Annotated in this window: 25 protein-coding genes and 1 tRNA gene; 16 read left to right on the plus strand and 10 right to left on the minus strand. The window is 67.7% G+C overall.

Translation table 11 applies throughout. The features are described 5' to 3' along the window. Positions 1-70: 70 nt before the first annotated feature. Complete coding sequence (gene kduD, locus IEV99_RS14055; protein ID WP_188518394.1) at positions 71-829, minus strand: 2-dehydro-3-deoxy-D-gluconate 5-dehydrogenase KduD; 759 nt, start codon at positions 827-829, stop codon at positions 71-73. An 8-nt stretch (positions 830-837) separates the two neighbouring features. Continuing rightward, a complete protein-coding gene (kduI, locus tag IEV99_RS14060) occupies positions 838-1677 on the minus strand; it encodes a 5-dehydro-4-deoxy-D-glucuronate isomerase (protein ID WP_188518395.1) in 840 nt (279 codons plus the stop codon). Between the two features lie 392 nt (positions 1678-2069). Between kduI and IEV99_RS14065 the strand changes: the two genes are divergently transcribed. From IEV99_RS14065 to IEV99_RS14090, 6 genes are all read left to right on the plus strand, one after another. Further along, a complete protein-coding gene (locus IEV99_RS14065) occupies positions 2070-2954 on the plus strand; it encodes a polysaccharide deacetylase family protein (protein WP_308469372.1) in 885 nt (294 codons plus the stop codon). A 214-nt stretch (positions 2955-3168) separates the two neighbouring features. After that, the gene (locus IEV99_RS14070) at positions 3169-4227 is read left to right on the plus strand and encodes a TRAP transporter substrate-binding protein (protein ID WP_188518396.1); all 1059 of its coding nucleotides are present in this window, start codon (positions 3169-3171) and stop codon (positions 4225-4227) included. Positions 4228-4254: 27 nt separating this feature from the next. After that, complete coding sequence (locus IEV99_RS14075) at positions 4255-4857, plus strand: TRAP transporter small permease subunit (protein ID WP_188518397.1); 603 nt, start codon at positions 4255-4257, stop codon at positions 4855-4857. Further along, positions 4850-6154, plus strand: a complete 1305-nt coding sequence (locus tag IEV99_RS14080; protein ID WP_244643867.1) for a TRAP transporter large permease — start codon at positions 4850-4852, stop codon at positions 6152-6154. The genes IEV99_RS14075 and IEV99_RS14080 overlap by 8 nt, the downstream gene beginning before the upstream one ends. A 5-nt stretch (positions 6155-6159) precedes the next feature. Continuing rightward, positions 6160-6879: an aspartate/glutamate racemase family protein gene (locus tag IEV99_RS14085; protein WP_188518399.1), complete on the plus strand. Its 720-nt coding sequence runs from the start codon at positions 6160-6162 to the stop codon at positions 6877-6879. Then, entirely contained in the window at positions 6879-8384 is a 1506-nt protein-coding gene (locus tag IEV99_RS14090) for an amidohydrolase family protein (protein ID WP_244643868.1), read from the plus strand. Before IEV99_RS14085 ends, IEV99_RS14090 begins: the two co-directional genes overlap by 1 nt. A 17-nt stretch (positions 8385-8401) precedes the next feature. On the opposite strand, the gene IEV99_RS14095 is transcribed toward IEV99_RS14090, so the two are convergent. Together IEV99_RS14095 and IEV99_RS14100 are read right to left on the minus strand one after the other, a co-directional pair. Then, complete coding sequence (locus IEV99_RS14095) at positions 8402-9124, minus strand: maleate cis-trans isomerase family protein (protein ID WP_188518400.1); 723 nt, start codon at positions 9122-9124, stop codon at positions 8402-8404. A 26-nt stretch (positions 9125-9150) separates the two neighbouring features. Then, positions 9151-9888: a maleate cis-trans isomerase family protein gene (locus IEV99_RS14100; RefSeq protein WP_188518401.1), complete on the minus strand. Its 738-nt coding sequence runs from the start codon at positions 9886-9888 to the stop codon at positions 9151-9153. A 233-nt stretch (positions 9889-10121) separates the two neighbouring features. On the opposite strand from IEV99_RS14100, the gene IEV99_RS14105 reads away from it, so the two are divergent. The 5 genes from IEV99_RS14105 (at position 10122) to IEV99_RS14125 (ending at position 15227) form a co-directional block, all read left to right on the plus strand. Further along, positions 10122-11171, plus strand: a complete 1050-nt coding sequence (locus tag IEV99_RS14105) for an ABC transporter substrate-binding protein (RefSeq protein WP_188518402.1) — start codon at positions 10122-10124, stop codon at positions 11169-11171. A gap of 26 nt (positions 11172-11197) precedes the next feature. Further along, complete coding sequence (locus IEV99_RS14110) at positions 11198-12277, plus strand: ABC transporter ATP-binding protein (protein ID WP_244643869.1); 1080 nt, start codon at positions 11198-11200, stop codon at positions 12275-12277. Then, positions 12274-13110 (plus strand): ABC transporter permease, encoded by an 837-nt coding sequence (locus IEV99_RS14115; protein WP_188518403.1) that lies wholly within the window; start codon positions 12274-12276, stop codon positions 13108-13110. Before IEV99_RS14110 ends, IEV99_RS14115 begins: the two co-directional genes overlap by 4 nt. Beyond that, on the plus strand, positions 13107-13907 hold the full coding sequence (locus tag IEV99_RS14120) for an ABC transporter permease (protein ID WP_188518404.1): 801 nt from the start codon (positions 13107-13109) through the stop codon (positions 13905-13907). Before IEV99_RS14115 ends, IEV99_RS14120 begins: the two co-directional genes overlap by 4 nt. 186 nt (positions 13908-14093) lie before the next feature. Then, positions 14094-15227 (plus strand): hypothetical protein, encoded by a 1134-nt coding sequence (locus IEV99_RS14125; protein ID WP_244643870.1) that lies wholly within the window; start codon positions 14094-14096, stop codon positions 15225-15227. Positions 15228-15463: 236 nt separating this feature from the next. On the opposite strand, the gene IEV99_RS14130 is transcribed toward IEV99_RS14125, so the two are convergent. Both IEV99_RS14130 and IEV99_RS14135 read right to left on the minus strand, forming a co-directional pair. After that, a tRNA-Met gene (locus tag IEV99_RS14130) sits at positions 15464-15540 on the minus strand. Positions 15541-15666: 126 nt separating this feature from the next. Continuing rightward, on the minus strand, positions 15667-16245 hold the full coding sequence (locus IEV99_RS14135; protein WP_188518405.1) for a metallophosphoesterase family protein: 579 nt from the start codon (positions 16243-16245) through the stop codon (positions 15667-15669). A 95-nt stretch (positions 16246-16340) separates the two neighbouring features. On the opposite strand from IEV99_RS14135, the gene IEV99_RS14140 reads away from it, so the two are divergent. Then, positions 16341-16556: a hypothetical protein gene (locus tag IEV99_RS14140; RefSeq protein WP_188518406.1), complete on the plus strand. Its 216-nt coding sequence runs from the start codon at positions 16341-16343 to the stop codon at positions 16554-16556. 2 nt (positions 16557-16558) lie between these two features. On the opposite strand, the gene IEV99_RS14145 is transcribed toward IEV99_RS14140, so the two are convergent. After that, positions 16559-16885 carry a hypothetical protein gene (locus IEV99_RS14145; protein ID WP_188518407.1) on the minus strand — a complete coding sequence of 109 codons (327 nt, stop codon included), beginning with the start codon at positions 16883-16885 and terminating at the stop codon, positions 16559-16561. 254 nt (positions 16886-17139) lie between these two features. Between IEV99_RS14145 and trhA the strand changes: the two genes are divergently transcribed. Then, the gene (gene trhA, locus IEV99_RS14150) at positions 17140-17808 is read left to right on the plus strand and encodes a PAQR family membrane homeostasis protein TrhA (protein ID WP_188518408.1); all 669 of its coding nucleotides are present in this window, start codon (positions 17140-17142) and stop codon (positions 17806-17808) included. A 4-nt stretch (positions 17809-17812) separates the two neighbouring features. On the opposite strand, the gene IEV99_RS14155 is transcribed toward trhA, so the two are convergent. Together IEV99_RS14155 and glgA are read right to left on the minus strand one after the other, a co-directional pair. Beyond that, positions 17813-18124 (minus strand): transporter substrate-binding domain-containing protein, encoded by a 312-nt coding sequence (locus IEV99_RS14155; RefSeq protein WP_188518409.1) that lies wholly within the window; start codon positions 18122-18124, stop codon positions 17813-17815. Between the two features lie 697 nt (positions 18125-18821). After that, positions 18822-20261: a glycogen synthase GlgA gene (gene glgA / locus IEV99_RS14160; RefSeq protein WP_188518410.1), complete on the minus strand. Its 1440-nt coding sequence runs from the start codon at positions 20259-20261 to the stop codon at positions 18822-18824. Between the two features lie 282 nt (positions 20262-20543). Here glgA and msrB point away from each other — a divergent pair, with 282 nt between their 5' ends. The 3 genes from msrB to IEV99_RS14175 all read left to right on the plus strand — a co-directional run bounded on the left by msrB (position 20544) and on the right by IEV99_RS14175 (position 21898). After that, positions 20544-20954 carry a peptide-methionine (R)-S-oxide reductase MsrB gene (msrB, locus tag IEV99_RS14165; protein WP_188518411.1) on the plus strand — a complete coding sequence of 137 codons (411 nt, stop codon included), beginning with the start codon at positions 20544-20546 and terminating at the stop codon, positions 20952-20954. A 37-nt stretch (positions 20955-20991) separates the two neighbouring features. Next, positions 20992-21546 (plus strand): 2'-5' RNA ligase family protein, encoded by a 555-nt coding sequence (locus tag IEV99_RS14170; protein ID WP_210318663.1) that lies wholly within the window; start codon positions 20992-20994, stop codon positions 21544-21546. A gap of 109 nt (positions 21547-21655) precedes the next feature. Beyond that, entirely contained in the window at positions 21656-21898 is a 243-nt protein-coding gene (locus IEV99_RS14175; RefSeq protein ID WP_188518413.1) for a hypothetical protein, read from the plus strand. A gap of 51 nt (positions 21899-21949) precedes the next feature. Here IEV99_RS14175 and IEV99_RS14180 read toward each other — a convergent pair whose 3' ends face one another. Further along, positions 21950-23836 (minus strand): methyl-accepting chemotaxis protein, encoded by a 1887-nt coding sequence (locus IEV99_RS14180; RefSeq protein WP_188518414.1) that lies wholly within the window; start codon positions 23834-23836, stop codon positions 21950-21952. Positions 23837-25080: the final 1244 nt, after the last annotated feature.

Here is a 25080-nt window from a genome sequence, read left to right on the forward strand (position 1 = left end):
CTCCGCGCAGACCTGCACCTGCCGAACGGGCGCGCTCTTGACCAGCGCGCCCAGCCCTTCACGGAGCCGCCTAGCGGGCCAGCCAGCCGCCGTCCACCGGCAGCACGACGCCATGGACGTAAGCCGCAGCCCTGGACGCCAGGAATACCGCGGCCCCGCCGATGTCGGAAGGCTCGCCCCAGCGCCCGGCCGGGATGCGGGCGAGGATCTGCTCGCTGCGAACAGGATCCTCGCGCAGCGCTTCGGTGTTGTTGGTTACAAAGTAGCCCGGCGCGATCGCGTTCACGTTGACGCCCTTGCCGGCCCACTCGCAGGCCAGCAGGCGCGTGAGGCCCGCCAGCCCGCTCTTGGACGCCGTATAGGACGGGATGCGGATGCCGCCCTGGAAGGACAACAGCGATGCGATGTTGATGATCCGCCCTCCGCCCGCGCGGCCCAGCATGTGCCGGGCGACCGCCTGGGACAAAAAGAAGCCAGACTTCAGGTTGACGTTCATGACGTCGTCCCAGTCCTGCTCGGTGAAGTCGAGCGAGTCCGCGCGCCGGATGATGCCGGCGTTGTTGACCAGCACGTCGATGCGCCCGCGCCAGGCGAGCGTCTCGGCGACAATGCGGGCCACCGGCTCCGTGGAGCCGAGATCGGCGGTGATCTCCAGAAACGGCGCGCCCGCCGCCTCCACCATGGCCTGCGTCTGCGCCATCGACGAGCGGCCGACCGCCGCGATAGCCGCGCCGGCTTGAGCGAGCGCCACCGCAATTCCTTGGCCGATGCCCGTGTTGGCCCCGGTCACGATGGCGGTCTGGCCCGAAAGGTCGAACAGGTCCTGCATGGCGCCGCTCACCGCAGCTCGGACATGGGCACCATGTCCATGTCGGTGAAGTCCTGGTTGTCTCCCGCCATCGCCCAGATGAAGCCATAGCTCGCGGTGCCGACGCCCGCATGGATCGACCAGCCCGGCGACAGGATCGCCTGCTCGTTCGCGACCACGATGTGGCGCGTCTCGGTGGGCTCGCCCATCATGTGGAACACGCGCTGGTCCTCAGGCACGTCGAAGTAGAGATACACCTCCGAGCGCCGGTCATGCGTGTGACACGGCATGGTGTTCCAGACGCTCCCGGGCGTGAACAGGGTCATTCCGGCGACAAGCTGGCAGGTGGGCAGCACGTCCGGGTGGATGATCTGGTGGATCACCCGCTTGTTCGCCGATGTCTCGGCGCCCAGCGGCACCATGCGGGCCTCCGACAGCGCGACCTTGCGGGTTGGATAGGTGGCGTGCGCGGGAGCGCTCAGCAGATAGAACTTGGCGGGAGCCGCCGCATCGGCGCTCTCGAAGCGCACGTCGTCGGCTCCCATGCCGACATAGAGGCTGTCGCGCGGGCCAATCTCGTACACGGTCCCGTCCACGGTGATGCGCCCGGCGCCGCCGATGTTGATCGCCGCCAGCTCGCGCTTGGCCAGAAACGTCTTCTGGCCGATGGGCTTGGACGTCTCGAGCTTCAGCGCCCCGGTGGTCGGCATCGCGCCACCCAGCACGAAGCGATCGATGTGGCTGTAGGTCAGCGCGATCTCGCCCGGAACGAACACCCTCTCGATTAGGAAATGGTGGCGGAGTTCGTCGGTGTCGAAGTAGCGAACCGCCTCGGGGTGGCAGACCTGGCGCACGTCGATTTCGGTCATGGAGCAGCTTTCTCTGAGGGGGCGAACCGGTTTAGGCGCGGCGTAAACCGGTCCGTCGTCGTTACACGCGACCGCTTTATCATGGGGGCGGCGGGCTGCGCGAGGCAATCGGCGGGAGAAACGCCGGGGCGTCGTGAGCCCGCACAGCCGCGCGGGGCGGCGCGTCCCGATCGGGCACGGCTTCGTTAATGCGCGGCCCGTCGGGAGGCCGACTTGGGGCCGAGCGGGAAGCTCGGACCTGAGGCTGGGCGGTGCGGCTCAGTGATTCGTGCGTCCTTCGTTCCTCCTCCAGCCCAATCCTTAACAGCGAACCGGCCCGGCGAGGCACGCGCGCGGCGCGCCGTCTGGCCCTGATCCTGCAACGCGGCGGAGCCCCCTGGAGGAGATCCCGCGTGAAGATCCTGCGCAGCCATGACCGCTACCCATTCTGGCCCGTCACGGAGGCGCCGCCCTTTCGCTGGCCGCGCGGCGAGGGGCTCGCGTTTTACGCGGCCCTCAACCTCGAGCATTACGCGTGGGGCGAAGGCATGCTCGACGAGCTGGTGCCGCAAAGCCCGGCGCCGGACGTCCTTAACCACTCCTGGCTGGAATGGGGAAACCGCGTGGGCGCCTGGCGGCTCCTGGAAATGTTCCGGGAGCTCGGGCTGCCGCTGACCGTGCTGGTGAACGCCGCCGTCTACCAGGGGGCGCCCGGCCTCGTGGAGGCGTTCCGCGCCGCCGGTTGCGAGATCGCCGCGCATGGCCGCACCAATGCCGAGCGTCAGGCCGATCTCGGGCCGGCCGGCGAAGCCGCCCTGATTGCCGAGGCCACGGCCGAGATCGCCCAACAGGAAGGCGCCCCGCCCCGCGGCTGGCTGGGTCCGTGGATCTCGGAAAGCGAGCACACGCCCGACCTGCTCAAGGAAGTCGGCTACCGCTACGTGCTGGACTGGTGCGCGGACGACCGCCCGATCCCGCTCGCCACCAGGGCCGGCCCGCTGCTCGCGGTCCCCTACCCTCAGGAAGCCAACGACGCCAACGCGATCGTGGTGCGCCGCATGACCGCGGACGCCTTCGCGGATGTGATCGTCGACCAGTTCGACGAGATGCTCAGGCAAGCGCCCGGCAACGCGCTGGTCTGCCCCGTCTCGCTGCACCCCCACGTCACAGGCCAGGCCCACAGGCTAAAGCATCTGCGGCGCGCGCTGTCGCATGTCGCCGCACAGCGCGATCGGATCTGGGCGACGCGCGCCGGCGACATCGCCGAGGTCGCGATCGCGGGCTACGGCATCGGCTGATCGTGGGCGCTTTTCTTCACCAGTCGCCCCAATGAGGGCGCCCTGCATACGATTAGAGCAGAAATCGCACACAATGGGCCGCCGCGATCGTATCCGGGGGCGTTCCGGCCAAGCGCCCGCAGCCAACCGCAACCGGTTCGGGCCGGGCTGAACCTTGGCACGAACCGTGCGTAGCCCCGGCCATAACCCGTCGCGCCAAGCCGGAGCCCAGCCCATGACCCCTGCCCGCTTCATCCGCCCCGCGGCGCTCGCCGCACTCCTGCTGGCGGGCAGCCTGTCCGCGGCCTCCGCCCAGGCGCCGACGACGATGCGGATCGCCGGCAACTTCTCGTCCAGCGTGGCGCATTCGGAAGGCATCGAGCGGCCGTTCTTCGCCGGCCTGCCCGCCGCGACCGGCCTGCCGCTGACCATCAACTTCAACCCCATGGACGTTGTGAATGTGAAGGCTGACGACGCCTTGCGCCTGCTGCGCTCGGGGGCCTTCGACGTGATGTCGGTGCAGATCGGCCAGGCCTCGCGCGACGACCCCTTCTTCGAGGGCATCGACCTCGCGGGCGTGTCCACCAACTTTCCGGACTTGCGCAAGGCGATCGACGCCTACCGCCAGGTCTTCGACGAGCGGCTGCAGAAGAAGTTCAACGCCAAGGTGCTGACGCTCTGGCCGTTCGGCCCGCAGGTCTTCTATTGCCGCAAGCCCGTCGCCTCGGTGGCCGACTTCAACGGCCTGAAGATCCGCAGCTTTACGCCCACCATGTCGGCCATGCTGCAGAAGCTCGGCGCGACGCCGGTGACGCTGTCCTTCAGCGAGGTCTACACCTCGCTCGGCAGCGGCGTGGTGGATTGCGGCGTCACCTCGCCGAACTCCGGCAACACCGGCAAATGGCCGGAGGTGACCACCCACTACATCCCGCTCGCGGTGTCGGGCTCCGTCCAGGGCCACTTCATCAACCTGGCCTACTGGAACAAGTTCAGCCCCGCCGAGCAAGCCAAGATCGAGGCGGCTTTCAAGACGCTCGAGCAGAAGATGTGGGACTACGCGGTCACCGGCACCGAGGATTCGCAGAGCTGCAACACCGGCGGCCCGTGCAAGAACGGCCAGCCCTTCAAGATGACGCTCGTGACGCCCACCGCCGATGACGCCGCCAAGATCGCGGCCGCCTCCGCGGCGAGCGCTCTCCCCCTCTGGCGCGACGCCTGCAACAAGATTGATCCGCAATGCTCGGCGACCTGGAACGCCACCGTCGGCGCCGCGCGCGGCCTGAAGATCGACTGACGCTCCAGACCCGAGCAGGAGCGAAACATGCCCCCCGCCAATCCCATCAGCCGCGTCGTCGAGCCGGTCGCACGCGTCGTCGCGATCGTGTTCGGCTACACGATCCTGCTCTATTCGGTGGCGCTCTCGGTGGAGATCGTCGGGCGCAAGCTGTTCAACACCTCGTTCAAGGGCATCGATGAGGTCGGCGGCTTCGTGCTGGCGATCTCGGCCGCCGTCGGCGCCTCCTACACGATGGCGATGCGCGGCCACACGCGCGTCGACGTCTTCCTGGTGCGCATGCCGAAAGCCGCGCAGCGCGTGCTGAACACGCTCGCGATGGTCAGCATGGCGGCGTTTGCGGCCTTTGCAGGCATCCGCAGCATCGCGGTGCTGCAGGAAACGCTGGAGTTCGGCTCCACGTCGTCGAACCTGCAACAGCCGCTGTGGATTCCGCAGGCTATGTGGGTGGTCGGCCTCGGCCTGTTCGGCGTGATCGCGACCGCCTACGCGGCCCATGCGGTCTGGCTGCTGGCGACGAGCGATCCCCGGTTGAACGCGTTCTACGGCCCGCTGACGGTAGATGACGAGCTTGAAAGCGAGCTCGCGTCGCTCGAAGCCCGCCAGGCCGAGGAGGTCGTCCGTGGCTGATCTGTGGGCCGCGGGCGTCGGCTTCCTTCTCCTGATCGTCCTGATGGGCCTTGGCCTGCACGTCGCGTTCGTGATGTTCGCGCTCAGCATCGCGGGCGCGGCCTTCTACCTCGGCGCGCCGATCGTGATGGAGTACGGCACCCAGAACTGGAGCTCGACCAACAACTTCGTGCTCGTCGCCGTGCCGCTTTTCGTGCTGCTCGGCGAGCTGCTGGTGCGGGGCGGCTTCACAGACCGGATGTACCGCTCCCTGTCGGACTGGCTGGCGCCGCTGCCGGGCGGGCTCCTGCACAGCAACATCGGCGCATCGGCGTTGTTCGCCGCCGTATCGGGATCGTCGGTCGCGACCGCCGCCACCATCGGCACGGTGGCGCTGCCGGCCTTCGACAAACGCGGCTACGACCAGCGCATGGTGCTCGGCTCGATCGCGGCCGGCGCCACGCTGGGCATCCTGATCCCGCCCTCCATCAACATGATCATCTATGGGGCTATGACCAATACGTCGGTCGGACGCCTGTATGCAGCCGGCGTGCTGCCTGGGCTGGTGCTCACGGCCCTGTTCATGGGCGTCATTGTGGTCGCATGCCGCCTGAAGCCGGCGCTCGCAGGCCCGCCCGAGCCCTCGGCGCCCCTCGCCGACAAGCTGCGCCGCTTGGTGGACCTCGCTCCGCCGCTGGTGGTGTTCGGCTTCGTGATGGGGTCGATCTACGCCGGCTGGGCGACGCCCACCGAGTCCGCCGCACTCGGCATCGTCGTGTCGCTGGCGCTGTGCGCCGGATACGGCAGGCTCAACCTGCGCATGCTGCACGAGAGCTTCCTGTCGACGCTGTCGATCACCGCGATGATCATGCTGATCGCCGCGGCGGCGTTCTACCTAAACTTTGTGATCGGCATCATGGGCATCCCCACGCTGCTGACGGCATTCGTGAGCAGCCTGCAGGCCTCGCCCGGGCAGATGATCCTCATCCTGCTGGTATTCTACCTGATCCTCGGCTGCTTCCTGGACGCGCTCGCGATGGTGGTGGGCACCATCCCGATCGTGTTTCCGCTGATCGTGGCGCTGAAGATCGACCCGGTCTGGTTCGGCATCTTTCTGGTGATCATGGCCGAGCTGGCGCTGATCACCCCGCCTGTGGGCATGAACCTCTATGTGGTGCAGGGCATCCGCAAGTCCGGCTCCATCACGGACGTGATCGTCGGCGTGCTGCCGTTCCTGTTCATGATGCTGCTGCTCGTGCTGCTGATCTGGATTTGGCCGGCGCTGGCGCTCTGGCTGCCGACGCGCGCGATGGGCTGACCCCCATGCGCCTGCTGCTGGTCAACGGCAACACCACCCAGGCGGTCACGGAGGCCGTGTGCGCGGAGGCCCGGAGCATTTGCGCGCCCGGCACCGCCATCGAGGGGGCGACCGCACGGTTCGGCGCCGAGATCGTCACGACCCATGCGGGCAACGCCATCGCGGCGCATGCGGTTCTAGATCTCCTGGCCGAACGGGCCGGGAGCTACGACGCCGCCATCTTGGCGATCTCGTTCGACAGCGGCCTAAAGGCGGCGCGCGAACTGTTTCGCGCGCCGATCATCGGCATGACGGAGGCCGCATTGCTCGCCGCCTGCGCGGCGGCGCCGCGGGTGCGGATGATCACCTTCGGCGAAACCGCGCTGCCGCTCTACGAGGACCTGCTGCGGCTCTACGACCTGCGCAACCGGGTGGCGGACGTGCGCTGCATCGACGTCAATCCGGCGACCTACCTGGGCGGGGCCGGCCGCGACGACGCCATCATGGCCGAGCTCGCCGCCATGCCCCCCGACGGCGCGCCCGTGGTGCTGTGCGGCGCTGCGCTCGCCGGCACGGCCGCGCGGCTGCAGCCGCGATCCGCCTTTCGCCTATTTGACGGGATCGTGTGCGCCGTGAAGGCGGCGGAGCAGCCTGGCGTGGCCGCGGCTCTCGCGCATCAACACACGCCCATCGCCACGATCGGACTTTCGCCGGCGCTGGCTGAAGCCTTCGGAGGCGGCGGGTGATGGACGTCGCACTGCCAGCGCTCATCCGCGGCGCCGAGGTCTTCCGGCTCGAAAACGGTGTGGTCGGGTCCCAGCGCGCCGACATTCTCGTGGAAGGCGGCCGCATCGCGGGCATCGGGCCCGATCTGCCCGCCCCGGACGGCGCTGCTATCGTGGAGGGACGCGGGCGCCTCGCCATGCCGGGGCTGATCAACGCCCATTTCCATTCGCCCGGAAACCTGATGCGCGGGGCCGTTGCGGGCCTGCCGCTCGAAGTATTCATGCTCTACGAGGTGCCGCCGCTCGCCGCCGTTGGCGACCAGAAGCGCCTCGCTTATCTGCGCACGATGCTGGGCGCGATCGAGATGGTGAAGACCGGTGTCACGGCCGTGATGGACGACGCCTTCCATGTCCCGATCGCCACCGCGGAAGGCGTGGACGCCATCTGCGAAGCCTATCGCGACATCGGCATGCGCGCGCGCGTCGCGATCGACCAGCCGAACGTGGTCGAATACGCCAAGTACCCCTTTCTGGAAGAAATCCTGCCCGCCGACATCAAGCGCCGCATGGACGAGGCCCCGCGCCAGAGCGACGCCGAGTTGCTGGATCTCTACGCGCACCTGATCGGCGCCTGCGACGGCGCCGCCGACGGGCGCATCGGCGCCGCGCTGTCCTGCTCGGCCCCACAGCGGGTCACGAAGCCCTATCTGCATGCCCTGGCGGGGCTCGCCGACAAGCACGCCCTGCCGTTCAACATGCACATTCTTGAAACCAAGCTGCAGCGCGTGTTCGGCGAGGAGAAGTACGGCCGTTCGCTCGTGCGCTACGCCGCCGACGAGGGCGCGCTTGGCCGCCACGCCGTGGTGATCCACGGCGTCTGGATCGACGACGCCGAAATGCGGCTGATCGCGGACGCCGGCGCGACCATCGCGCATAATCCGGTCTGCAATCTGCGCCTCGGCAGCGGCGTCGCGCCGTTCCGGGCCTGGCGCGACGCGGGCTGCCATGTCTGCATCGGCACCGACGAGATCATCGCGGACGACCGCGCCAATATCTGGGACGCCATCAAGGCCGCCGGCCTCGTCCATACGCTGGCGGACGCCGACTGGCACACCTGGCCGACGGCGCCCGAGGTGCTGGAGGTCGCGCTCGCCGGCGGCGCCCGCGCGCTGGGATGGAGCGAAATCGGCGCGCTGCGGGTGGGCGCCGCCGCCGACATCGTGCTGGTCGACATGGAGACCACCGCTTTCACGCCGCTCAACGATCTCGGCCGCCAGCTGGTATATGCGGAGAACGGCTCCTCGGTGCGCGACGTGATGGTGGCCGGATCATGGATCCTGCGCGACGGCCGGCTGACCACCGTGGACGAGCGCGCCCTGCTGGCCGAAATTCGCGACCTGTCCCGCGCCTTCGGCCCCCAGCGCGAAGCCGCTAACGCCGCGGCGCGCGAACTCGAGCCTTATTACCGCGAGATGGTTTTGCGCGCGCATGGCCGGGACGTCGGGATGCGGCGTCGGCTCGACTGAAATCCGTGCGCCCCGGTTCAGCCGCAAGGCTGATCGAAAAGCCATCCCCTGCCGCGCAGCCCCGCACGGTCCATCCCGCAGGCGTCGAGCGCGCCGACCAGGCTGAGCGCCACCGAATCGAGCACCGGAACGCGCAGCCGCGCCTCCCACCCGGCGACATGGGCCGCGCCCGCGAGATTGGTGCACAGCACCACGATAGCGTCCGGCCGCTCGGCCGCGACGGCGTCCACCATGCCGTCCAGAGCGGCGCGATCCACCAGGCCGAAGCTGAAATTGTCACGGATTCCGAGATGGCGTTCGGCCACGACCGTGACGCCCTCCCCGGCCAGCGTCGACCCGATACGGGCCTGCACGTCGGCCGTGTATGGCGTCACAAGGCCGATCCGCGTCATCCCGTGGCGGCGCAGCGTGTTCATCAACGTCAGCACGCAGGTAGTGGCCTTGATGGCGGTTCGCGCTTCGATGGCCAGCACCAGCGCCCGGTCGCCGTCGAGCCCGGTCCAGCTCGCGCTCGTGCCGTTCCAGGTGATGCAATCAACCTTGGCGTGCGACAGCAACTCCGCCGCCGCGAGCATGGGCTCCGGATCAAACTGCCCCAGAGCCGCCCGGTCGAGCGCGATCTCGGTCACCCGGAACCGGGCGAAATGCAGCGACACGCCCTGGACGCCCGCCAGCAACGCAGCGCTCACCGGCTCCAGCACCGTGTTGGACGACGGCGTCAGCATGCCAAGGCGGATCATTCCGGTCTCCAGATCGTCAGGTCGCGTCACAGCGCGAAAATGCGCCCAAACCGCGCGAGCGGCTCCGTCGAGACGCCGGCGGCGCGCAGCAAGGCCCAGGCTCCCGCCGCGGTCGAGTCGATCACCGGCAGGCCTGTCTCTTGCTCCAGCAGCGGGACTGCCTGCGCCCCGTGCAGGTTGGTGCAGAAAAACACGACGGCGTCGGCCCGGCTTCCCGCCAGCGCGCGTCGGGCGAGCGCCGCAATCTCGTCCGCCGCAAGCGCCCCGTAGGCGAGGTTGTCGGTGATCCCCGCGCAGGCTTCTCCGGCGATCGTGAAGCCTTTTCCGGCGAAGCCGGCCGCCGCCCTGGCGTGCACGGCGGGCACATAGGGCGTCACCAGCGCCAGCCGGGATGCGTCCAGGCGGCGCAGCAGGTCGAGCGTCGCGAGCGCGGAGGTCACGGCCGGTAGGCCCGTGCAGGCCGTGATGCGTGCGCAAAGTTCGTGGTCGACGTCAAAGCCGTAGTCGCCGCCCTTGGAGCCGTTCCAGCACAGGGCCGCGGGCGCGGCATGCGCGAGCAGGGTCGCGGCGGCCTCCATGGTGGGCCAGGAATATGGACCAGACGGCGAAGCCTCGGCGGCCGTTGCGCCGTGCACCGGGATGCGCGTGAACAGCGGCACGACGCCGTCGAGCGAGGCGCAGAGTCCCTGCAGAACCTTCTCGACCGTGCGGTTGCCCGACGGCGTGATGGTGCCGACGGCGATCTCTCTCGTGCTCTGGGCCATGGCGCGGAACCTGACGCGCGCAGCAGCGCAGTTCAAGCCTGTTGTTCGGGCAGGCTGGGCAATCCGCAGGCAGCCGCGCGGGCCGAAAGGCTGAACGGCGCCATAACGGGCCGGCATTGAAGGCCTCGGCTGCCGCACCGCCATGGCACGTGAGTTGCAAAGTCGCATGGGCGTGGGTCCCGGTCGCCGGTGTCTCCCGCAGCGCCGCCACCTCGTCACGACCGGAGACCCTCATGGCCGACCTGCTCTTGCCGCACATGAACCGCCGCGCCTTTCTCGCCGGTTCGGCCGCTCTTTCGGCCGGCCTCGCGGCGCCGGCGATCTTGCGGGCGCAAACCAAGGAATTGGTCGTCGGCGCGGCCTCGAGCCAGAAGACCTGGTCCGAGGAGATCATGATTCCGGCCTTCGAAAAGAAGCACGGCGTGAAGGTGATCTTCGAGGGCACCCGCTCGCTGGTGAATCTCGAGAAGATGCAGAAGAACAAGGGCAGCCAGTATCTGTCCGTCGTCCAGATGGACGACCCCGTGATGATCATTGCGGTGGCCGAAGGCCTCCTGGATCCGATCACGGCGGCTCGCGTGCCCAGTTCGGCCTCGCTCAAGCCCGGCGTGACCCACATGGACGGCATGTGGGTGAACTACCTCCAGCCCTGGGTCGGCATTGCCTACAACAAGGAGAAGGTGCCTACGGCGCCCACCAGCTGGACCGAGATCTTCGATCCCAAATACAAGGGCCGGATCATCCTGCCGTCGCTGCAGAACACCGAGGGCGTGCTGAACCTTTTCACGGCCGCCCATCTGAAAACCGGCAAGCCGATGGCGGACGCGCAGCTCGACCTCGACGCGGGCTTCGCCAAGATGGCCGAGCTCAAGCCGAACGTGCTGATGTCTTACACGCAGGAGGGCCAGGCCTACAACCTGCTCGAGCAGGGCGAGGCCTACATGGTGATGGGCGCTATCTCGTCCGTCGCGCTGGCGCGCAAATCGAAGGGCGCGCCCATCGAGCTCGCAGCGCCCCGCGAGGGCACCTTCTCGATGCCATCCGGCATCGCGCTCGTGAAGGGCGGCCCGCAGCCGGAGCTGGCCGCCGCCTATATCGACATGCTGCTGAGCCCGGAAATCCAGCAGAAAGTCGCGCAGGCCACCTTCTCGCTGCCGACAAACGGAACTGTAGCAGCGCCCGCCGGCCTGGCCGACCTCAAGATCCACCCGGTGAACTGGGCGGAAGTCTCCAAAAACCGCGCCGCCTGGGTATCCCGCTGGGATCGCGAACTGTCGCTTTGAAGGCATCCGGCGGGAGGGCTCCGACCGTGAGCAAACAGATGCTGCTCGACGTGCGCGGCGCCGAGAAGGCGTTCGGGGGACAAGCGGTGCTGGACGGCGTCGACCTCGCCGTGCGCAAGGGCGAGTTCGTTTCGCTGCTGGGACCCTCCGGCTGCGGCAAGACCACCCTCCTGCGCATCGTTGCGGGCCTTCTGGGGGCCGACCGTGGCCAGGTCTTGCTCGACGGGGCCGACATCACCGGAATGCCCACGCACAAGCGCGGCGTCGGAGTGGTGTTCCAGAGCTATGCTCTGTTTCCGCACCTTTCGGTGAGCGACAACGTGGCGTTTGGCCTGCGCGCGCAGGGCCAACCGGCCGGCAGCATCCGCCAGACGGTGGCGCGGTTCCTCGATCTTGTTCACCTCGGCGGCATGGCGTCCCGGTCCGTGCGTGGATTGTCGGGCGGGCAGCAGCAGCGTGTCGCCGTCGCGCGCGCGCTGGCAGTCGCCCCGAAGCTGCTGCTTCTCGACGAGCCGTTCTCGGCCCTGGATCGCAAGCTGCGCGAGACTATGCAGATTGAGTTGAAGCACCTTCTGCGCGAGATCGGCATCACCACCATCCTGGTGACGCACGACCAGGAAGAAGCGCTCGTGATGTCCGACCGCATCGCGGTGATGAACAAGGGCGCAATCGAGCAGTTCGCCGCGCCCGACGACATCTATCATCGGCCCCGGACCCCCTTCGCGCTCGGTTTCGTCGGCCATTCCACCCGCCTCGACGGCTCCGCGCGCGACACCGACCAGGGCGTGCTGGCCGTCGACACCGCGGCCGGGCCGGTGCGCGCGCCGGGCAGCTTCGTGCCGGGCTCGCCGGTGCTGCTGGCCGTACGTCCGGAGCGGATTTCAATCGGCGCCGGGCTGGCGAACCCCGCCGTCAACAGCATCCGGGCGACGCTGTCGGACATCGTCTTCCAGGGATCCAAGGTCCACCTTCATCTGGCCGCCCGGGGCGGCGGGCCCGTTCTGGTGGAAACGAACCGCGTTCCCGACGGCCTCGCGATCGGCGACGAAACGGCGCTGAACTGGCCCGTCGCCGACACGCTGCTCTTCCCGCGGGAAACCGCATGAAGGCGCGCCGCGCCTTCGACCCCGTGCTGCTGCTGGCCGCGCCCGCGCTCGCCTACATGGCGCTCGTCTTCGCCCTGCCGGTGCTCATCCTCATCATCGGCAGCTTCAAGGGCCCGGGCGGCCCGACGACGGCCGCCTACACGGCGTTCCTGTCCGACGCGTTCAACTGGCGCGTCATCGGCAACACCCTGCGTGTCGCCGCCCTCACCTCCCTTGTCTGCCTCGTGCTCGGCTACCCCACCGCGGTCGCGCTGGCGCGTTCAAGAGGCGCCGTGCAGGCCGGGCTGCTGATCGCCATCATCCTGCCGCTCTCGGTCGGCGTCATCGTCAAGGCCTTCGCGTGGCAGATCGTCCTGCGGCGCGACGGGATCGTCTCAGCCGTGCTGGTCGCCACGGGCGTGTGGGATGCGCCGCAGCTCATGCTCTTCACCGAGCCCGGCCTCGTGATCGGCGCCGCGAACGTCTTCCTGCCCTTCATGATCCTGCCGATCTATTCGGTGCTGAAGCTGATCGACCCGAACCTCCAGGCGTCGGCGGCGACGCTGGGCGCGCCGCCGCTCTACCGCTTCTTCAAGCTCGCCCTGCCCATGGCGATGCCGGGGATCATCTCGGGCGCGGCGATCGTGTTCTCGCTCTCGGCCGCCATGTACGTCATCCCGACGCTGTTGATCGGCGATCGCTTCCAGACGCTCGCGACCCTCACGGCCCGGGCCTTTCTGTTGATGCGCAACGAACAGCTCGGCTCCACCACGGCCACCATCCTGCTGGTGCTGGCCGTCAGCATCGTCATGCTCAGCGCCCGCCTGGTGCGCGCTGCCGGAGACAGCCGATGACCGCGACGGAGAGGCTGGCCAACATCCTCGTCTGGCTGATCGCCGGCGCGACCGCGATCTTCCTGCTCACCCCCCTGGTCGTGACCGTGCTGGTGTCCTTCGGCTCCAGCGCGATCTTCACGCTGCCTCCGCCGAGCTGGTCCCTGCGCTGGTACCAGCGGCTTCTCGTGATCCGCGACCTCTTGCCGGCGCTCCTCACCTCGGTGCAGATCGCCGCGATCTCGACCGCCACGTCCCTGACGCTCGGCGGGCTCGCAGCCATCGCCCTGGCGCGAACGCGTTTTCCGGGGCGGGATGGCGTCGTCGCCTACCTCACCTCCCCGCTCATGCTGCCAGGCCTCGTGATCGGCATCGCGCTGCTGCAGGGCTTCCGGGCCATCGGGCTGAAGGACGTGTGGGGCAGCCTGGTGCTGGCCCATATCGTCGTCACCATGCCGTATGCGGTGCGCACGCTTTATTCGGCCCTCGGCCTGTTCGATTTCACGCTGATCGACGCGGCCCGCACGCTCGGCTGCTCGCCCGTCACCGCGATCCTCCGCGTACTCCTCCCAAACCTCGCGCCGGCTTTCATTACCTCCGCGATCTTCGCGTTTCTGGCGTCCATGGATAACTACGCGGTGTCGATCTTCTTCACCAACGCTTGGACCAAGACGCTCCCGATCCAGATGTTGAACCTCGCCGAAGAGCAGCCCGATCCCACCATCGCGGCGATCTCGACCCTTCTGATCGCGCTCGTTCTGGCGTTGCTGGTGTTCCTCGAGCGCATCATCGGCCTGCGCCGCATCACCGAAATCTGAGACGCACGGACACGCCGCCGCCAGGGTCCGTAAGGACACGGACTGCCTTATCTACGGATGCCGTCTGGGAAATAAGGGCCTAGTCCTTGGTCGCCGGGCGATCGTGGCGTCCCTTCATCCACTCCATTCGCTCCGGTCCTGCCAATCCCCCCAATTGCGCCGGCAGGGCGCAGCATGGAGGCCGAAATGGCCAAGACCGTAGGCCGCGCCATCGCGGCCGCAACGGCGATGTTCGCCGCACCCGCAATCGCCGAAGCTCACGTCAAGTGGTTCGCGCCCTACATCGTCGGGGCTGCGCCGCGCCCGGTGTCGGCGACCCTGCAGGATGTCTGGTTCTGGACCGCAATCGTTCTCGTCACCGTGTTCTTCGCCGCCACCCGCGCGATTGAACGCACGCAATTCGGCGCCGCCATCCTGGCTGGCCTCGACCGGGTGTTCGACCCGCTCTGGGCGCGCGCCGACGACTTCATGCGCGTAACCACGGGAGCATTTTTCGTAGCGATCTTCGCGGTTGGCGGCGTTTACCTCACGCCGGACCTCAAGACGCCCGCCGAATGGGTGTCGTGGGCGCAACTCCTGATCGCCGCCGGCATCTTCTCCCGCAAGACCATGCCGATCTCGGCCGCCGGCATTGTTGGCCTTTGGGCATTGGCGCTGCGGGACTACGATCTGTTTCACCTGCTGGACTACCTGGCGCTGGGCCTTGCCGTCGCGGCCTACCTTGTGCTGAACGCTTCGGACCGCGAAGAGTGGCGCAAGCATCGCTTCGAGGTGCTGCGCTGGGGCGTCGCCATCGCGCTGATGTGGTCGAGCCTCGAGAAGTTCGCCTACCCGGAGTGGTTCTACCCCCTTGTGGCCGAGAAGCCGTTCCTCACTTTCGGCATCCCGCGCGACGCCTTCATCCCCATGGCGGGCGTCGCCGAGTTCACGCTGGGCTTCGCGTTTCTCTGGACGCCGCTGGTGCGCCGGCTATCGGCCATCTCGCTGTTCGTGATCTTCAACGCGGCCGTCTACCCCTTCGGCCGCATCGATATGGTCGGCCACGCGCTCATCATGGCGATCATCGTCCTGATCGCCGCCGACCATACCAAGGAGGTGCATTTCGCACCCGCGTTGAAACGCCGTGTCGCCGCCATCCCGGCGACGCTGGCGGCCGCCCTCGTGCTGTTCGTGGCCGGCTATTGGGGCTTCCACATCGCTCTGTATGGATCCGCCGGTCGGACCGGGACCCCCGCGATGACGACGACGCACACGCATGATCCCGAGCGTCCCCATATGGGGCCCGGAGCCCTGATGGAGAGCGGCGTGAAGCTGCAATAAGCGCCGCGCGCGAAGGGCGGCGGCTCAGGCCCCGCCCGGCAGCCGCCTTGCATCGTCGCGCATCATCGCCAAGCTATTCACGGCGATCATCATGGCGGGCGAATTGGTGTCGCCCGACGTGATGCCCGGCGCCTTTCAGGCACAGGTCCACACAAGCCTAAAGCAACGCTGACGAATGAAATGCTAAAAGGGCCGGAGCGCCTGACGATCGGCGAAAAGCCAAGAGGCAAATGGGATGGTAGCGGAGGAGGGACTCGAACCCCCGACACAAGGATTATGATTCCTCTGCTCTAACCAGCTGAGCTACTCCGCCCCGGCGCCGTTTGGCGTGCGGGGTTCGGTCGATTCGCCCCCGCAAGGCGAGGCGGGTAATAGGATGCGGGGGCGGGGGTGTCAAGCGCTTGCGGGCGGTGTTGGGCCGTATTGAGCGCGTAGTCGCTCAAGGCGAATCGGCGTTTGTCGGCAAGCGCTTCCGCCGCGCTGCCTTGGCGCCTGCGGGGGCAGCCGCGCGCCCTCCCCGGCTGCGGCGCGACGCTTTGATTTCGGCCAGCGTGACGGGCCGGAAATCCTGGGGATCGACGCCCACGTCGTACTGGCGCGGCATCGGGGTCAGCTTGCCATGGCTGTGGCCGTGCAGGTCCACAACGCCCCGGCCCATGTGGTTCCACGTGCGGAACGGATAGTGGCAGAGCACGAGCTCGACGCCGTCGACGGTCATCTCGGCGTAGTGCTGGACGCTCGCCCACCCGGTCGCCCGCACGGTGTCTGGGCCGTCATTGTTGCCGATGATGAGGTGCTTCTCGCCGGCGAGACGCGCCAGCATGGCTTGCGCCCGGCCCGGCGGCTTGGCGAAGGCGAAGTCGCCGAGATGCCAGATCGTGTCCCCTGGTCCCACCACGGCGTTCCATCGTGCGACGAGCGCCTCGTCATGCTCGTCGACCGATCCGTATGGCCGGCGGTCGATCCGAAGCACGCGTGGGTCGCCGAAATGCGTGTCGCTGGTGAAGAAGATGGTCATAACCCGGGAAGCCGCGCGATGAGCTTTCGTTCCGCCAGCGCAACCCGTCGCGCCGCATTGCATTACCTGTGCGCGGCGGCGAGGCGGACCAACCCATGTCACTCTATCTTTTCACGAACCAGGAATTTTCCTTGGCGGTGTGCCGGGACCCACGCGCGGCCACGCTGCCGGCGGGCGAATGGCGTCTCGTGAAAGAGGTGCAGGAAACCGAGATCGACCCTGCCATCGTGGCCCGGATCGAGACGGAGGGGCACTGGTTCTATCGTCCTGGGCGCGCCAGCCAGGCCAGGCCGGCCGAGAGCGAGATTTGAGCTCAGGCTGCGGGCGCGGCGGCCTTGCGGCGGGGCGCACGCTTGAGCAGGCTTAGGCGGAAGACCTGCTCGAGCCCGGCCGAACTCTTCTTTTCCAGCAGACTGACCTTCGGAAACCGCAAGCTGCCATCGTTGGCGCGGTGCATCATCTTGAGCCGGAGATGGCGCTGCGCCGCCTCCGTCATGCAACGTTCCGCGTCCCAGGCGTCCAGAGGCGCGACGTAGCACAGGACGTCACCGTTGATTTCCACCGCCACCGAGTCGTCCGGCCGCAACTCCGCAGCCTCGTAGACTTCGACCCGCTTGGTCCCGATCAGATACGCTCGCACTTTCGATCCTGTTGTTTTTCTGTGAATTGAAGCGCGCTTCACTGCCGGGAGTATAGACTTTCTGAAAAGCCTGAGTCGAATCGGCTCTGAGCGCCAGCGCTCAGCGGCGTCAGCCTTCAGTCGTATAAGCTTTCTGCTTTGTGACTGCGCTCGATCCCATTTGATCATCTCGAATGCGCGTCATGCTGGATCCACAATCTCGTCCGAGCGTTGGATCATCGTTCAACTGCGAACGACTTCGCGAAGGGGGCGGCATGGACGGCAGACCTGCGCATATGACGCGCGTGTACGACTCCGCCGAACTGGTGGCGGACGGGTGCGTGCACGTCCTGGGCGTCGCGGCGGGGGTTATCGCGGCCGTGTTCCTGGTGGTTCTCGCCATTGGGCCGGCAGAGCCGCTGGAGATCACCTCCGTGGCGGTCTACGCGACCGCCCTCGTCGCCATGTTGGCCTGTTCGGCCGCCTACAACATGACGCCGCCATCCCGCCTGAAATGGCTGTTGAGGCGCGCCGACCATTCCACGATCTACCTGATGATCGCCGGCACCTACACGCCTTTCATGGCGGCCCTCAAGGCGAGCCCTTGGGCGGCGGCGCTCTCGGCGATCGTCTGGACCGGCGCGCTCGGCGGCGCCGCCCTGAAGGTGTTTTATCCCGGGCGTTTCGACCGCCTGTCGATCTTGCTGTACCTGGCGCTAGGCTGGAGCATCGTGCTCGCATTCGAGCCGCTCGCCATGGCGCTCCCGAGCACGAGCCTCTGGCTGCTCAGCGCAGGCGGGCTGCTCTACACGTTCGGGGTGATTTTCCACGTTTGGGAAAGCCTGCGGTTCCAGAACGCGATCTGGCACGCCTTCGTGCTGGCCGCCGCGGCCTGTCATTATGGCGCGGTGCTGGACTGCATGGTGCTGTCCCGCGCGGCGTGAGCCGCTACAGCCCGGGCGCAAAGATCGGGATCATCCGATACCGCTCCACCGGCAGGTCGCTGAGGCCGTCCGGCGGCCGGTCGATATCGACCACCACGGCTTCCAGGTCGCCGCCGATCAGCCGCTTCATCGCGTCGGCATCGCTCACAGGCTGGGTCATGCCTTCCAGGTGCGCGCTGCGCAGGGCCGCATCGGCATGCTGGGCGGCCCGATCGCCCAGCGGCGTCACCCCGATGCGACGGCCCTGCAGCTGCGCCAACCCGGCCACATCGGACCGCACCAGAACGTAGGCCGCCAGCGGACCGCCCGCTTCCACGCCGGTCTCAGCGGGCGTGACTTTGGGATGGGTGGATGAAGTGATCGTGGGCGGAGCTGGAACAGCGGCCGGGGCGCGCGGCGGTTCTGGCGGACGCGGGGGCTCGGCCACACGCCGCGGCGCGGGGGCTTTCGGCGGCGCTGGCTGGAGGCGCGGGCGCGATGGCGCGAGAGGCTGAGCGGGAATCCGCGGCTCTTGGGCGATGGGAGCGGCATCCTCGAAGACCGGGTCTGGCGCAACCTGCTCGGCCGCTTTCGAAGGATCGATCGGGCGAGACTGTCGCGGACGCGCCTCGCGGGCGGCCACCGGTTTGCGGCGGGGAGCCGGCTTTTGCTTCGTGCCGGTCGGCGTGGGAGGCGGGGGCGCGACGCCCAATCCGCCGGACCCGTCGGGATCCGGCGCGGCCGCAGGGTCGAGACCGAGCCCTGCGCGGCAGGCAGCATCGCAGACGCCGCCCTGAGGCGGAGGAAAAACGGTCTGGGCGAAGGTTGGGTATGAGGCCAGGGCAAGCGCCGCGGTCGCGCACAGAAAGATGGCGTTTGCTTTCATTCGCTTCCCTGGAACGGCGGCTGGCGCCCGCTCCCGCCCTTCTCCACCCGGTCTTTTTGTTGGCGCACGATCTTCGCGGACGCCCTCGCGATCAAGGGCGCATACGGGTTAACCCTCCGGGCCTAGGCCCGCGACATGCGCGGCGCCTTCAGGCGGCGGCTTCCTTGGAGAGGTTGAGCGCCTGCCCGAACAGCCGGGCGTACCCCTGGGCGGGGTTCGCCCAGCTCCGGTCGCACGCCATGGCGGCGCGGCGCATCTCCGCCAGCCTTGCGCGAGACCGGTACGCGTCGAAGGCGCGGTAGACAGCGCCCAGGAAGCTGCCCAGGCTCGATGTCTCGAACAGGAATCCGGTCTCGCCATCCTCGATCGTTTCGGCCAGACCACCCGTCGCCCGCGCGACCGGCAGCGAGCCGAACCGCTGGGCGTACATTTGGCTCAAGCCGCACGGCTCGAAGCGCGATGGCATCAGCAGGAAGTCGCTTCCCGCATAGATGCGCCGGGCCAGCTTCTCCTCGAAACCGATGGAGATCCCGACATGGCCGGGATGCCGGGCGGACAAGGCCGTCAACGCTTTTTCGAAATGCGCTTCGCCCCGGCCCGTTACGACGATCTGACCGCCATGACGAACGATGGACTCCGCGGCCTCGATGGTGAGGTCGACGCCTTTCTGCGGCACAAGCCGGGACACCACGGCAAACAGCGGACCGCGCGACACCGCGAGGCCGAACGCCTTGCGGACGCTGTCGGCGTTCTTGGCTTTGCCGCGCCAGCGCCCGGCCGCGAACGGAGCTGCAAGATGCGGATCCGTGTAGGGGTCCCAGCTCTCGTCGATGCCGTTCAGGATGCCGGTGAGGCGTCCCTCGCGCGAGCGGTCGCGGAGCAGCCCTTCCAGTCCGCAGCCATGCTCGCGCGTCGTGATCTCGTGCGCGTATGTCTCGCTGACCGTGGTGATGTGGTTGGCGTAATACAAGCCGGCCTTCAGGAACGAGACCTTGCCGTGAAACTCGACGCCGTCGATCGAATAGGCCTGGGACGGAATCCCGAGCCGATCCATGCGCTCGGCCGGGAACAATCCCTGATGCGCGAGATTGTGAACCGTGAGGATGCACGGCGTCGCGCTCTTGTTCCACGCGAGGTAGGCGGGCGCCAGCGCGGCCGGCCAGTCGTGAACGTGAAGAAGATCGGGCCGCCAACCCTCCACCGGATAGGCGCCGGCAATCTCGGCGGCTGCAAGGCTGAGCCGGGCGAAGCGGATATCGTTGTCGACCCAGTCGACGCCGTGCTGGTCGCCATAGGGCGAGCCCGCGCGGTCGTAAAGTTCGGGGCAAAGAAGGACGTAGACTGGCAGCCCATCGGCCGTCTGGGTCTTCCCGATCGAACAGGCCGGGATCGCGCCCCGGGACGGCAAGTGGCTCACGACGGCCATGGGCCCCGCGGCTTCGACGAGCTCGCGATAGCCCGGGATCAGAATACGCACGTCCACGTGGCGTCGTAGCGCGCGCGGCAAGGCAGCCGAAATCTCGCCCAGTCCGCCAGCCTTGGCAAACCCAGCGAACTCCGGCGTGACGAACAATATACGTTCACGCATTCTTCACATCTGGAATGGGCGAGCCCAAATTGCGGCGCGCGGACTGAGATGATGGCACAACTCGCAGTAAGACACGTTTGTTCCACCTTGCCGATATCTTTTTTCGCAAGTGCGAAAAGGTTCTTTCTACGCTGCACAGACGCTAGGCGGGATGCCTTTGTTGTCATCTCACTGCTGAAAAACAGCGCTAGTCTTAGCGGCTTAGCTTGAGCTTGGACCCCCTGTCGGTCGCCTGTTCAGCGCCTATATTCGTCCTCAACCAGTTCAAACAAGGAGGCATCTATGGCTGCTGCCACGACGCACGCCTATCCGATCACCAAAACGGACGAAGAGTGGCGGCGCATCCTGAGCCCGGAGCAGTACGCGGTGTTACGCGGGCACGGGACCGAACGGCCCGGCAGCTGCGCGCTACTCACTGAAAAGCGCCGCGGCACGTTCTCCTGCGCGGGATGCGGAACCCCGCTGTTCAAAAACGACACCAAGTTCGAGAGCGGCACCGGCTGGCCGAGCTTCAACACGCCCTTGCCAGGCGCCGTCGAGACCACGGAAGATCGCAGCTACGGAATGTTGCGCACCGAAGTGCATTGCAGCCAGTGCGGCGGACATCTCGGCCATGTCTTTCCTGACGGCCCGCCGCCGAGCGGCCTGCGGTATTGCATGAACGGCGTCGCGCTGGATTTTCAGCCGGATTAAGGGCTACCCTTCGGGAGCAGATCTGCGATCAGCCAACATGCAGGAGCAGACCACCAGCACGGAGGCGGCCCGGAAAGGCCCGCCTCCCTTGATCCTGACGGCGCGGATGTCGGGCGGTGCGCAGCAATGGTTCGAAGCGCGCCGGCGGGCCTACTTCCCGCCTGACCGGAACCAGGTGCCGGCCCACCTCACGTTGTTTCATCATCTGCCGGGCGACCAGGTCGCCGACATTGAGGATGAGCTTGCAGAAGAGAGTTGGCGCCTCGACCCGATGCCGGCGAGCGCCACGCATCTGCGTTTCACCGGCCAAGGCGTTCAGGTCGCCATCGTGACGCCGGCTTTGTCGGACTTGCGCGAGCGCCTTGCCGCGCGATGGCGCACCGTGCTGACGCCGCAGGACATGCGCGCCCATCGCCCGCACGTCACGTTGCAAAACAAGGCCCAGGCCGAGAAGGCCCGCAAAACCTTTGACGCCCTGTGCGCGACCTTCCAGCCCTTCGAGTTCGAAATTGAAGGACTACAACTCTGGCGGTATCTCGGAGGGCCATGGGAGTCCGTGGGCGACTACGGATTCGGAATGGCGCCGGCTTGATCGCCGTCCTGCGGCAAATTCTCACACTACGGCTGAGTCATGTAAAAGACCGGAACTGCCCCTCATCCGGCGCATTGAAGCGCGTTGAAGTCGTTTGAGGGAGATACTCGTGATCAAAGCAGCGCTTCTCGCCGTCGGCATGCTCGCCGCTCTTCCCGCACTGGCGCAGGCCCAGTCCGCTACATCGTCGACCCCCGGCCAGCCGGGCTCACGCAGCATGATGCAAGGCAGCGCCGGCGCCATGAATCATACCGGCATGAACATGCAGACCGGCGCGCGCCGGCCGATGATGAATTCGCGCAGCAAGATGAAGCACAAGAGAATGCACCGGAAGATGCATCGCTCGATGTGATGAGACACGCCCGACGCACGAACCCGCGTCGGGCGGTTCTTGGATCAACCCTTACCCTTGGCTTTGTTGCCTCTGTGCTCTGAGAAGCCCCATCGAAACGGTTTCGCTCTGCGCCGTCAGCGTGCTGGCGTGCAACCGCAGTGAGCTCGCCAATTCCACCACGTCGGCGACCACGGCTTCGGCTTCGGCGGTCGCGCCGTTCAGCCGCTCGGCCGCGAGCGCCAGCCCTTCGTTCTCGCCCTGCACCTTCGCGATCGACCGTTCGATTGCGGCCGAGTATTTGGCCTGCTCGCCCGTGGCCGATGCGACCGTGCGGCTGATGGCGGCGACATCGTGGATGCTCTGCGCGATGTCGCGCACCACATGCGCGGTGCGCCCGCCGGCTTCCTTGATGGCCTGGGTCTGAACGGCGATTTTCTGCGCCGCCTGACCGGTCTGCTCCGCGAGCGCCTTCACTTCGCTGGCCACCACCGCAAACCCGCGGCCGCGTTCGCCGGCCCGCGCCGCCTCGATGGTGGCGTTCAGCGCGAGCAGGTTCGTCTGCCGCGCCACGCCGGCGATGAAGCTCGCCACGAAATCGATCTCGGCCGCCGCCGCATCCAGCGCCTGAACGACGGTGTCGGTTTCCCGCGCTCCTTCCACCGAGCGATCCGCGAGCCCCGACGTTGCGGCGGCGCTGTCGTTGATCCGCTCGCTCAGGGCGACGAGTTCGCTCGCCATCTCCACCACCTGCTCGGTGCGCGACAACGCCCGTTCGGCGACGCCGAGCACGTCAGCCGCATGCTGCCGCGTTTCGCCAGCGCGGTTCGAAAGGGCCGCAGAGGCGCCGCCAAGTTGATCGATGGACGCTGAAATCTGCATGGCGGTGATGTGCACTGTGTTCTCGAAAGCTTCCAGGCCGCGGGCGAGGTCGAGCTCGCGCCGGAGGCGGCTTTCTTCGATTTGAAGTGCGCTGAGCTCGGCGTCCTTGGCCTGGTTGGAGGCGGACGCCTGTTCGAGCAGCGCTTGGTTGCGATCCAGACGCCTTCGGCTGCGCGCGAAGGCGGCCCCCAGACCAATCACGATCGCGCCGCTCGCCAACGCGCCGACCACGCCGAGGCCGGCCTGACGTTCTGCGGCGCCGAACGCGCGCTCATGCGAGAGGCCAACAGCGAGCATGAGCCCCGACGTACCCAGCGCCCGATAGGCTGTAAGCCGCCGCTTGCCGTCGATTTCATCAACTCCGTCGAGCAGGCCGAGCGGTTTCGAGCGCGCGAGCGCGAGCAGATGCGAGCCGGCCATGGACTTGCCGATGGTATCCTTGGTCAGCCCACGCCGCGACACCACCGCGCCGTACTCGGAGATCATCGTCAGAGCGCCATCTTCGCCGATGTCGATTTCGTCGAACGCCTTGGCGAAGTAATAGGGATCCAGCGTCGCCACGATCACGCCGCCGAAGCTGCCGTCCGGGTTGGTGATCCGGCGGCTCACCGGGATGAACCACGCCCCGTTCCAGACGTCCCGACGGCCCGCAACCGGCGAGCCGACAAACAGCACGTCGTCGGAGAGGTTGGCGTGGAACTGGAAATATGAGCGATCGCTCAGGTCCGTCGGGCTTTTCACGGCCGACATGGACGAAAACACCAGCATGCCGCTGCGGTCGAGAACGGCGATCTGGATCGTGTGGCGCTCAGGATGGACGTATCGCGAGAACTTATACGCAAAGGCGTCGAGGTCGCGGATTTCGGTGAGGATATTCCGGGTGACCTTGATGTTGCTGTCGACGTTGCTGAAAATCTGCTCGATGCCGGCCGAGGCCGCCGTCGCCACGTTGGTCGCATAAGCCTCGGCGTCGCTGACAGCCAGACGCGAGAACTCGAATACGTGCGCGGCGATCGACGCACAGATCAGGACCAGGAGGCCCAGGCAAGTCAGCCAGATGTGATGAGGACGCGACATTGCCAACCCGGGAGGCAGGCCCGACGCCTAAGCCTCCGGTTCACGCTAGCGATGATCCCTTAATGCAACCTTCGCGAGTATCGTGGGAGAGCCCTAGTCCTGTGTCTCTCTGGAGAATTCGTCGTTCCGGGCTACGACCGTTGCGCTGCACTAGTCATCGCGGACGAGTGTGACGGCGCGCACGCGGATTTCGCCCGAAGCGGACTATCATCAAAATGGGTAGGGGGATCGGTCACTGCAAAGCCCAGGAGGCTCGCATGACGGAACTTACCGCGATGCGCCTGCGTAGACTCGTGAGGCGTACGATCGAAGTCTCCATTCTGATGTACCTCGCCAGCGGAGTGGCTGCGGCCATGCTCACCGTCGGCGTCTGAAGAACAGGCTGGCCCGTCGCCTCATCGAAGCCGCAGAGCGGCCACACGCGCGTCTCGCTGTTTGAAAAGACTGCGGGCCCGCCAACGAAAAATCGAGAGCATGACAAAGACAAGAGACCTTCTGCTCGCCGGCGTCATGGCGCCCGCCCTTCTCGCCGGCCAGCCTGTCCTCGTCCACGCTCAAACAGAGCCGCGGATGGTCGTAGCCCAAGCCGAGCCGGCGACGCCGGACCCGCGCAAGCCCCCACCCGGAAGGCCGCCCGGCCGTTCCGAGGAGGCGCCCGGGCGTCCTTCGGCGCCCCCGCCGTCTCCGCCGCGCGCGGCTCCTTCCCCGGCAGCGCCCCGTCCGCCGGCCGCCGAAGCGCCCCGCGCTGCTCCACCTCCGGCCGCCCCGCGGCCTCCCGCCGTGGAAGCGCCGCGTCCGGTTGCGCCCCGCTCCGAACCGCAACGCGCGCCCGAGCCGTCCGCGCCCCGCGCCGCTCCTCGGCCGGAGCCCGGGCGCGCAGCGCCGGAACGCGTTCCGAACGTTCGTCCGGCTGCGCCCGCGGAAGCGCCGCGCGCGGCCCCGCCTGTGCCCCGCGCCGAACCGCAGCCGCCGCGGCCGGAACCGACGGCTCCCAAGGCCGAGCCGCCGCGCCCGGGCGCGATCCCGCCGGCCCCCACGGCCCAACCGCGCACGCCGCCCCCGCCCGCTCCTGGCGCCATCCCGCAGGGTCAGCGCCCGACGCCGGGTGCCGACGCGCCCGCGCCCGGCGTGCGCCCGGCGACCCCTCCCCCGCCGCCCGCATCGGCGACGCCCGGAACGCCGCCCGCGCCGCGGCAGGCCGAACCGCCTCGCCAGCCCGGCGTACCGCCGCTCCCGCCGGGGCT

This window comes from Alsobacter metallidurans (assembly GCF_014636935.1).
Classification (GTDB): domain Bacteria; phylum Pseudomonadota; class Alphaproteobacteria; order Rhizobiales; family Beijerinckiaceae; genus Alsobacter; species Alsobacter metallidurans.